The organism is Catenibacterium sp., from assembly GCF_052354645.1.
Lineage (GTDB): Bacteria > Bacillota_I > Bacilli_A > Erysipelotrichales > Coprobacillaceae > Catenibacterium > Catenibacterium mitsuoka_A.
In genome coordinates this window covers 1-4,759 of record NZ_DAWDDM010000153.1, presented here as the reverse complement: position 1 = coordinate 4,759, position 4,759 = coordinate 1, and the positions used below count along the sequence as shown (strand labels likewise).

Genomic DNA, 4,759 nt, shown 5'->3' with positions numbered 1-4,759 from the left:
TACGAAATTATTGCGATAGAAACTGACAAAGACCATATACATTTCTTATTAAGTTATGATACAACAGATAAAGTTTTCGATATTGTCAGAATTGTAAAACAGGAAACAACATACCACTTATGGTAAAAGTATAGTTCAGTCTTATCAAAACAGTATTGGAAGAAAAAACATTTTGGTCAGATGATTATTTTGCTTGCAGCATCGGAGAAGTGTCATCAGCAACTATGCAAAAATATATTGAAAGTAAGGGATAATAGATAACGATTTACAAGGCTCCTCCCACCACCTATTGGCAGTGGGTTTCCGCCTATGACAAACGAAAGGATTTATTTATGAAGACTCTAAAAAGATTATTTTCCATGCTTTAGAATCAGGCATCAACTTCTTTGATACAGCGATGGCTTATCAATCAAGAACAAGTGAAGAATACTTAGGACGTGCTATTAAAGAGTATGGACATCGTGAGGATGTTGTCATTGCAACTAAGTATACCCCTAAGAGTGATGATTCTATTGATTCAAGAACATATTTAACTGAGTGTTTGAATAATAGTTTAAGAAGATTACAGACTGATTATATTGATCTCTATATTATGCATATGTGGGATTATCAAACACCTATTGAAGACACATTAGAAATACTCAATGACTTCATTAAAGAAGGTAAAATCAAAGAAATAGGTATTTCCAACTGTTTTGCATATCAATTAGCAATGGCCAATACTATTGCGAAAGAAAGAGGCTTACAAGGGTTTGTAAGTGTTCAGGGACACTATAATTTAATCTTTAGAGAAGAAGAAAGAGAAATGAAGCGTTATTGTGATGAAGAAGGTATTTCTATGACACCTTATAGTGCACTTGCATCAGGACGTCTAGCAAAACATCCAGGAGAAACATCACAAAGACTTGAAAAAGATACATATGCGAAAGGTAAATATGATGCATCAAGTGATTTAGATTTAAAAATCATTCAACGTGTAGAAGAACTTGCATCAAAGCATCATGTTTCTATGGGTGAAGTATCATTATCCTGGCTGATGTCTAAAGTAGCATCACCCGTTGTAGGGGCGACTAAACTTAAACATGTTGATACAGCTGTACTTGCGACAGAACTTGAATTAAGTGAAGAAGAAAAACAATATCTAGAAGAACCATATCAGTCACATCCACTTGTAGGTGTCATGGCAACGAATACTAAATAGTCACATTATTTGTGACTATTTTTGTGTTCTATAGTATAATAAATGAGATGAAGGAGGAGTACTTATGGGACTATTTTCTAGAAAATCAAAGGTGGATTATGACCTTGTATTTAGAGAACAATATAAATCATTAAATCGTATTCATCAGCAGGCACGTGATGAATTAGATTACAAAGTAAAAGAATCATTAATGGAGGTTGTAGTAGAAAAATATCGTGAACTACTAGAACTCATTGATAAAGGGGCTAAACAAGATCCTAAACACTTTGAAGCATTAAAAAAGAATGCGGAAGATGAATTACAGACTATTAAGAATATTAATGAAGATGCATAGAGGAGAAAAATATGAAGTTATATAAAAAAGGTGATGACTCCTCTTATACATTGGGTGTCTTTCCTACAATAGAATTATTAGAGCATAAACCAGATATTGTGAAAAGAGTGGTTGTACACTCTTCAATAGAAGAAAACAGAGGATATCCTAAAATCAAGGAATTATGTGCATTACATCATATTCCTATTGATGTGCATGATGCGACAATCAATAAGCTTTCACCAAAGTCTAATTGTTATGCAATTGGGGTATTTAAAACATTCTATGAACCTTTACAGAAGGGAAATCATATTGTATTAGTGAATCCTATGGATATGGGTAATATGGGTACAATTATGCGTACAATGTTAGGGTTTGGTTATCAGGACTTAGCTATTATTCGTCCAGCAGTTGATATCTTTAATCCTCATGTTGTCCGTTCTTCTATGGGTGCATTATTTTCTTTACGTATTCATTATTATGAAAGTATTGATGAGTATCTTAAAGAGTTTGGTGATCATCAATGTTATCCATTTATGTTGAAGGGTGCTAAGAATATTCATCAGGTGAAACCTGTGACACCTCATTCACTGATTTTTGGAAATGAATCATCAGGACTTGATGATATTTATATGACATATGGACAAAGCGTCTTTATTCCTCATACGAATGCGATTGATTCACTTAACTTAGCACAGTCTGTCGGTATTGGTTTATTCCACTTCTCACAGGAGGCGTTTAATAAACAGGAGGTGTTACGATGAAATATGATTTTGATACAGTCTATGATAGACATCATACAAACTGCGCAAAATATGATTCAGGTCATACAGATGATCCTGATATGATCCCTATGTGGGTTGCAGATATGGATTTCAAAACATTACCAGATATTCCAGAAGCACTCTCTAAACGTGTGTTAGATGGTATTTATGGTTATAGTACAATTCCAGAAGAATACTTAGAAAGTGTTGTAGGATGGATGAAACGTAGACATGATTTCCATATTGAAAAAGACTGGATTGTTCCTACACCGGGTGTTGTCACTGCCTTTCATCTTGCAGTAGAAGCTTATACTAAAAAAGAGGAGAGTGTATTGGTTCTTACACCAGTTTATTATCCATTCTATCGTGCTATTAAAAACAATGGTAGACGTATGGTAAGAATGCCTCTTGATTTAAAAGATAACCAATATACACTTGATTACAAAGCATTTGAAACTAAGATTATAGAAGAAAACGTCAAGATGATGATCTTCTGTAATCCACATAATCCAGTAGGTAAAGTATGGACAAAAGAAGAACTAAAAACAATTGGAGATATCTGTAAAAAACATAACGTTTTTGTGGTATCGGATGAAATCCATATGGACTTTGTCTATGCGCCTCATAAGCATATCGCATTCTATGAAGTAGACCCTGAATATAAGAACTTTTCAATTGTATTAACTGCAGCATCTAAGACATTCAACTTAGCGGCACTTCAGACTTCTGCAGCTATTATTGCGGATGAAAAGCTAAGAAATCAATTTAAGAAAGTGAAGATGAGTCATTCTATTTCTGATCCTACAATATTAGGATTTATTGCGACAACAGTTGCATATACTAAAGGTGATGAATGGGTGGATCAACTTCTAGATTATATAAAAGGGAATATGGATTATCTTGATCACTTCCTTAAAACTGAATGTCCTGGTATATCTTTAATTGATCCACAAGGCTTATATCTTACCTGGGTGGATATGAGAACACTTGGTATGAGTAATGAAGAACAGGAAGACTTCATGTTAAATAAAGCCCATCTTTGGTTAGATGAAGGTTATGTGTTTGGTGAAGAAGGATCAGGTTTTGAAAGATTTAACTTAGCATGTCCTAGAAGTACTTTAGAAAAAGCTTGTTTACAGTTAAAGAAGGCATTGGATGAAAGATTTGCATAGTTTAAGACTTCAGGGATATATCGATGATCTTTCATTAGACTGTGCTTGTGAATATACGAATCTACAATTAAAGAAGTTTCTTCACACTAATATAGCCTATCAACAGACACTTGCAATACGCTTATTAAATAAGCGTATTGGCTATCAAAAAGACTATCAGAAGCAGTTAAAAGAGATGCTTGATGATAATCCTGCTTATTATACAAAGCAGGAAATAGAAGGCTTTTTAAGCCTGATAAATGAAAAAGAAAATAAAGTAAAATAAAAACGTTTACATCTTTTAATTTTCCTAGTAATAGACAAGAAAAAAGAGTATTATGGAAGTATAAAAGAAAAGGAGAGATAATATTATGGGATTAGTTTCCGCAACAGAAATGTTAAAAAAGGCTAAAGCAGGCCATTATGGTGTTGGACAGTTCAACATCAATAACCTTGAATGGACAAAGTCTATTCTTTTAGAAGCACAGGAATTAAATGCACCAGTAATCTTAGGTGTATCTGAAGGTGCCGCAAAATATATGACAGGGTTCACAACTGTAGCTGCTATGGTTAAAGCAATGGTAGAATCTTTAAATATCACTGTACCAGTAGCATTACACTTAGACCACGGTTCATATGAAGGTGCTAAGGCAGCATTAGCAGCTGGATTCACTTCAATCATGTTCGATGGTTCTCATTATTCAATCGAAGAAAACATCGAAAAGACTAAGGAATTAGTTGAATTATGCCATGCTAAAGGTGTATCTATCGAAGCTGAAGTAGGTTCAATCGGTGGAGAAGAAGATGGTGTTATTGGTATGGGTGAAGTAGCAGATCCTAAAGAATGTAAGATGATTGCTGACTTAGGAGTTGACTTCTTAGCTGCTGGTATCGGTAATATCCATGGTGTATACCCTGCAAACTGGGCTGGTTTACAGTTCGAAGCATTAGATGCTATCCAGAAAGAAACTGGTATCTTACCATTAGTTCTTCATGGTGGTTCAGGAATTCCTGATGAACAGGTTAAGAAAGCAATTGGCTTAGGTGTATCTAAGATCAACGTTAACACTGAATGTCAGTTATACTTCCAGAAAGCTACTAGAAAGTACATTGAAGAAGGTAAAGATCAGCAGGGTAAAGGTTATGACCCTCGTAAGTTACTTGCTCCAGGTGCTCAGGCTATCAGAGACTGCGTAAAAGACAGAATGGAAGTATTTGGTTGCATCGGTAAAGCTGCTGAATAATTCATTTAAGAGAGAAGCTTAGGCTTCTCTTTTTTTATGCAAATAAAAAGATTCCTACCACAAATAAAATGTGGTAGGAATAACTA

The 4,759-nt window shown here is 34.5% G+C and carries 6 protein-coding genes and 1 pseudogene; all 7 read left to right on the top strand.

Translation table 11 applies throughout. The annotated features are described in order from the left end of the window. A pseudogene (gene tnpA, locus ACT8VG_RS07455) lies at nucleotides 1-254 on the top strand (IS200/IS605 family transposase); the annotation flags it as partial. 74 nt (nucleotides 255-328) lie between these two features. Next, nucleotides 329-1,201: an aldo/keto reductase gene (locus ACT8VG_RS07450; protein ID WP_444195527.1), complete on the top strand. Its 873-nt coding sequence runs from the start codon at nucleotides 329-331 to the stop codon at nucleotides 1,199-1,201. A 64-nt stretch (nucleotides 1,202-1,265) separates the two neighbouring features. After that, nucleotides 1,266-1,535, top strand: a complete 270-nt coding sequence (locus ACT8VG_RS07445) for a hypothetical protein (RefSeq protein ID WP_117458921.1) — start codon at nucleotides 1,266-1,268, stop codon at nucleotides 1,533-1,535. A gap of 11 nt (nucleotides 1,536-1,546) precedes the next feature. After that, nucleotides 1,547-2,278, top strand: coding sequence for a TrmH family RNA methyltransferase (locus ACT8VG_RS07440; RefSeq protein ID WP_270397951.1), 732 nt, complete (start codon nucleotides 1,547-1,549; stop codon nucleotides 2,276-2,278). After that, nucleotides 2,275-3,450 carry a MalY/PatB family protein gene (locus ACT8VG_RS07435; protein ID WP_444195526.1) on the top strand — a complete coding sequence of 392 codons (1,176 nt, stop codon included), beginning with the start codon at nucleotides 2,275-2,277 and terminating at the stop codon, nucleotides 3,448-3,450. The genes ACT8VG_RS07440 and ACT8VG_RS07435 overlap by 4 nt, the downstream gene beginning before the upstream one ends. Further along, on the top strand, nucleotides 3,434-3,715 hold the full coding sequence (locus ACT8VG_RS07430) for a hypothetical protein (protein WP_117458918.1): 282 nt from the start codon (nucleotides 3,434-3,436) through the stop codon (nucleotides 3,713-3,715). The genes ACT8VG_RS07435 and ACT8VG_RS07430 overlap by 17 nt, the downstream gene beginning before the upstream one ends. Nucleotides 3,716-3,800: 85 nt before the next feature. Continuing rightward, entirely contained in the window at nucleotides 3,801-4,673 is an 873-nt protein-coding gene (gene fba, locus ACT8VG_RS07425) for a class II fructose-1,6-bisphosphate aldolase (protein WP_006507099.1), read from the top strand. Nucleotides 4,674-4,759: the final 86 nt, after the last annotated feature.

What these genes read in the sequence shown, in the direction of transcription:
- ACT8VG_RS07445 (WP_117458921.1), top strand. Translation starts at nt 1,266, where the DNA reads ATGGGACTATTTTCTAGAAAATCAAAGGTGGATTATGACCTTGTATTT.
- ACT8VG_RS07440 (WP_270397951.1), top strand. Translation starts at nt 1,547, where the DNA reads ATGAAGTTATATAAAAAAGGTGATGACTCCTCTTATACATTGGGTGTC.
- ACT8VG_RS07435 (WP_444195526.1), top strand. Translation starts at nt 2,275, where the DNA reads ATGAAATATGATTTTGATACAGTCTATGATAGACATCATACAAACTGC.
- ACT8VG_RS07430 (WP_117458918.1), top strand. Translation starts at nt 3,434, where the DNA reads ATGAAAGATTTGCATAGTTTAAGACTTCAGGGATATATCGATGATCTT.
- fba (WP_006507099.1), top strand. Translation starts at nt 3,801, where the DNA reads ATGGGATTAGTTTCCGCAACAGAAATGTTAAAAAAGGCTAAAGCAGGC.